This is a genomic window from Streptococcus sanguinis (assembly GCF_020729765.1).
Lineage (GTDB): Bacteria > Bacillota > Bacilli > Lactobacillales > Streptococcaceae > Streptococcus > Streptococcus sanguinis_Q.
Map to the genome: position 1 here is coordinate 1 of NZ_JAJEPD010000062.1, position 1120 is coordinate 1120.

General features: G+C 37.5%; 1 protein-coding gene and 1 pseudogene. Both read right to left on the reverse strand.

Translation table 11 applies throughout. From position 1 onward, the window contains the following. Nucleotides 1-318 (reverse strand): annotated as a pseudogene (locus K4H96_RS08845) (hypothetical protein); the annotation flags it as partial. Nucleotides 319-321: 3 nt separating this feature from the next. Next, complete coding sequence (gene pezT, locus K4H96_RS08850) at nt 322-1089, reverse strand: type II toxin-antitoxin system toxin PezT (RefSeq protein ID WP_227956472.1); 768 nt, start codon at nt 1087-1089, stop codon at nt 322-324. Between the last annotated feature and the right edge of the window lie 31 nt (nt 1090-1120).

Below are 1120 nucleotides of genomic sequence, written 5' to 3' on the forward strand. Positions count from 1 at the left end.
GGAGTGGGTATAATCATCAAGGTCAGGTTGGTATTTTTCTTGCGTTGAAAGAACTAAGTGAGTTGCTTCAAAAAGATGAAGATTTCTGTAACTACTATGTTCAATTTGAAAAAGAAGATGTCTTGAAATAACGATGTCACCCTGTACTATGTCTATATCTTCACCATCTTCTTTTTCAAATTGAACATAGTAGTTACAGAAATCTTCATCTTTTTGAAGCAACTCACTTAGTTCTTTCAACGCAASAAAAATACCAACCTGACCTTGATGATTATACCCACTCCAACTAGATGTCGCATTATTCTTTTTCCCAGCCACTCATTACTCTCCTTTAACTTTCAACTCCCTCAACTGTTCCCTTCCCATCTTCATCATCTCCTCTTCCACCTTACTCCATTTTCCAAAAAKGCATTCTTGGAGAACATCGGCAGCTGAACCTTCATCTGTTTCAGAATCATAGACACAATTTCTATTCCTTTGATAAATTTGAATCTGCTTGAAGAGTTGTTCGTTCTCTAACTCTCGGACATTCTCAACCAAATGGTTCACAATGTAATCATGGTGTTCTTTTGGAGTTGCGCGTGCTTGATTTGGATTGATAGCGTACAATTCTTCGTATCGAATAAGGGTGCTCAAATAGGACAATTCGGGCTTTGTTGCGATTATGGCTAATTGTACTTCATATCCCTTACTTTTCAAGAGTTGTGCTGTTTCCTTTGGAACATCAATTGTTCGTAAAGTTCCCTCTATCAAAAGATTGTATCCCAAATGACTCAATTCGGTTACTAAAGACTCTACCATTTTCCCTGCAAAATCTTTGGTGTATTCTACACTATCTTTGCCATATTCTTGCTGCAGTTCTAAATAGTGTGGATGCTGGGAACGAAAACTATCGCCATCTATGATAACAATATTTCCTTGAAATTCTTTCTGTTTAATACGATGAATTGTAGTCTTACCAGCACCACTTTGCCCTCCAAGCAAAATCGCTATAGGTTGCTTACTGGACTTTCTTCCTCTTGTCAGAGAACGAAGATTCCGTGCTAGAGCATGTTTGAATTCACTATCAGTATAATCTTGGATTTCCATTAAGCTACCATCCGTTTTTCAGATATCTCTA